Raw genomic sequence first — 2,940 nt, 5'->3', positions numbered from 1 at the left:
ACGTGCAACACGCGCTCCCGCCGACCGACCCGCCACCACTCCCGCAGCAAGGCCAGGAGCCCGGTCGGGAGCATGGCGTTGCGATACCGGCCGCCCTTGCCGCGCTCGACCCGTAGCAGCATGCGCTCGCTATCGATGTCGCGCACCTTGAGCGCGGCGATCTCGGACGCGCGCAGCCCCGCGCCATAGGCGACCGACAACGCCGCCTGATGCTTCAGGCGCGTGGTTGCAGCCAGCAGCCGCGCTACCTCGTCCTGGCTCAGCACCACCGGCAGCTTGCGCACATGCCGCATACGGACCAGCTTGCGCGCCAGGTCCGGCCGGTCGAGCGTGTGCGTGAAGAAGAACCGCAACGCAGACACGATGCTGTTCATGGTCGGTACCGGCACGCCCAGGTCGCACTGCTCGACCTGGAAGCGCCTCACCTCTTCCGCCGTAGCCGTGTCGGGCGAGCGTCCCAGGAATGTCGCGAACCGCCCGACGTCACGGATGTAGTTACGCTGCGTCTCAGGGCCGAACCGGCGGATATCCATCTCGTCGATGAGACGCTGGCGTAGCGGGCTGACGGCAACAACCGGGATGAGAATGTTCATGGCAGAGCTCCTTCTCGTGGAACCCCGATGCTCGGCCCGCCCCCGGCAGCCCTCAACCGCCGCGCAACGCTCGCTTCCTTACCTCAACCCTGCCCCAAGTGCCCCTCCCGCGCAGCGGGTTCGTGCTTCCACCAGAAATTACATGCAAGAAGCCCTTCCGCTTCCACCAGAAATGGGCGATCGGGTTCGTCAGCGGCCTTGGTCAAGCAGGAAAACGCGCCCAGGTTCATCTGCTCAACGATACAGGCCCAGGAACAGGTCGCCCAGCGCGCGCCGCCTGAACAGCGTGATCCAACGCCGTCGCCGGTGCTCGGGTGCATCGTAGAGGATGTGGCAGCGCTGACAGAATGCGGCGAGATTGCGTGACGCGTTGTTGCCGGGATCATGATCGCGGTGGGCGCTCGCCAGGACCACGCGGGTCACCCGATGGGCGCCAAGCCGTACGCCTTCGATCAGCGCGGGCTGCGTGACACGCTCGCGTCCGGGACGCGGCAGGCCGCGGGCGCGCTTGCCCCGACCATCGCGCCAGTAGCCGCGGTCCTCGTCCCACCAACGGCCATCGTCCAGGCAGCGCACGTCGCGCCCGTGCGGGCGACCGCAGCCGTCGCATCGTCCTCCCGCGCGCGCGAACCGCACCATGCGCGACAGTTCGGGCCAGTCGATCGGGTAAAGCCAGCGGTGTTCGGGGCGGATCGGCATGACGATTCTATGAGTCAGCTGTGAATAGAACGAAAGCGGAAACTCCTGTCGTCGCCCACGTCATCGATCCCGGTGCCATGCCGCCGAACACCCGATGCCCGAGCACCTGACGATCACCTACAGTCACTGCTCGGCGTGCGACGGCTCCGGCATGACGCGCGCCATGAACTGATCGAACAGCGGCACGGTGAAAGCGGTGTCCCCGTGTGCGGGGCTGTAGAGCATACCCTTGGCGATCAGGCTGTTGCGGGTCGGCGCGACGGAGGACACCTTAACGCCCAGCCGGTCGGCGACGTCGCCCGACCGGTGTGGCCCCGCGCCCAGCGACGCCATCGCTCGCAGGTAGCGCTTCTCGGCGGGCGTCAGCCGGTCGAAGCGCACGCGGAAGAAGCTGGCGTCCAGCTCCGCCAGCGCGGTCACGCGGGCTGCAGCCACGTCGGCGGCCGTGATCGGTGACGCTTCGGCCGCGTCCCAACCGTGCTTGCCCCATTCCTGAAGGAAGTAGGGATAACCGCCCGTGTCCTGGACAATGGCGGCGATCGCCTCCTCGTCGATCCGCTCCTCCTCGCGCTCGATCGGCAGGCGGATCGCGGCAGCAGCCGCCTCTCCGTCCAGCGGACCCAGGCTCACGAACTCGAACAAGCGTTCGGCATAGGACTTGGCGCGGCCCATCTGCCCCAGCAGCTGCGGCAGCCCGGCGCCCACCAACGTCACGGGCAGGCGCAGCTGGTTGGCCCGGTGCAGCGCGCTGATGAGCGCCGCGAGCTGCTTCTCGGCCACGTACTGCAACTCGTCGACGATCAGCACGACCGCGCTCTCCCGCTCGCGGGCCGCCTCACCCACCGCTACCATCAGGTCGGCGAGGTCAAGGTCGAGGTCGCCGGAGTCCGCGAGACCCGGCTCGGGCTCAAGGTCGAGCGCCACCTCAAAATCCTCGTACTTGACCTTGAGTTTCGCGAATCCTGCCAGCGCCCTGAGCGCGCGCTTCACGCTCTCGCCGGCGCGCGCCGTCCGGTCGAGCCGAAGCAGCCCGGCGCGCAGGGAGGGCACGATCAGCGCGGGAAGCGAGCGGTTCTCGGGCGCCTCGATGGACACGGCCAGCATCCGCCCGGCCTCTACCGCTTCGCGTACCGCCCCGAGCAGCACCGTCTTGCCCACTCCGCGCAGGCCGTAGAAGATAGTGGATCGTGCCGCCCTGCCCGCCCGGATCCGATCCAGCGCAATCAGCGTGCGCGCGAGCAGCGGCTCGCGTCCGGCGAGTTCGGGCGGAGGTGTGCCGGCGCCTGGGGCGAACGGGTTGCGACGCGGGTCCATAGTGAGATTACAGCAGTTTACGCGAACTTTGTAAACTTGCATAAACCTGCTTGATGGTGAACGGCACCGGCACAACGGGTTGCCGTTCACTACCCACGTCGATCCAGCTGTGGCTATCCTCGCCGGCGGCTCCCAAATATACGGACACGGATGCGCTGCCGCTGGCGCTTGAGCAGCTTGCCGACGGTACAGATATAGGTGAGCCCCGATCGAGAGCACCTGCCAAACCGTCAAGACGAAGCCCGCGCGGCAGCATCCCCCGTGCGGCCCGCGCGTTTGGAGATGAGTTTAGGAGAGAATGATGAAGCTGTATTTTTCCCCAGGCGCCTGCAGC

At 67.4% G+C, this 2,940-nt stretch carries 4 protein-coding genes; all 4 read right to left on the bottom strand.

The genetic code is table 11. The features are described 5' to 3' along the window. Positions 1 to 593: tyrosine-type recombinase/integrase (locus ACFE65_RS17500; protein WP_375383639.1), on the bottom strand; the 593-nt coding region annotated here is incomplete at its 3' end. Positions 594 to 827: 234 nt separating this feature from the next. Then, a complete protein-coding gene (locus ACFE65_RS17495) occupies positions 828 to 1,292 on the bottom strand; it encodes a hypothetical protein (RefSeq protein ID WP_375383638.1) in 465 nt (154 codons plus the stop codon). Between the two features lie 123 nt (positions 1,293 to 1,415). Beyond that, positions 1,416 to 2,606, bottom strand: a complete 1,191-nt coding sequence (locus ACFE65_RS17490) for an AAA family ATPase (RefSeq protein WP_375383637.1) — start codon at positions 2,604 to 2,606, stop codon at positions 1,416 to 1,418. 7 nt (positions 2,607 to 2,613) lie between these two features. Next, positions 2,614 to 2,940, bottom strand: a 327-nt coding sequence (locus ACFE65_RS17485) for a hypothetical protein (RefSeq protein WP_375383636.1), incomplete at its 5' end; no start/stop codon positions are given.

This window comes from uncultured Sphingomonas sp. (assembly GCF_964237335.1).
Taxonomy (GTDB): domain Bacteria; phylum Pseudomonadota; class Alphaproteobacteria; order Sphingomonadales; family Sphingomonadaceae; genus Sphingomonas.
This window is presented reverse-complemented; position numbering and strand designations above follow the sequence as displayed.

Coding starts and splice junctions, on each gene's coding strand:
- ACFE65_RS17495 (WP_375383638.1), bottom strand. CDS start 1,292: ATGCCGATCCGCCCCGAACACCGCTGGCTTTACCCGATCGACTGGCCC.
- ACFE65_RS17490 (WP_375383637.1), bottom strand. CDS start 2,606: ATGGACCCGCGTCGCAACCCGTTCGCCCCAGGCGCCGGCACACCTCCG.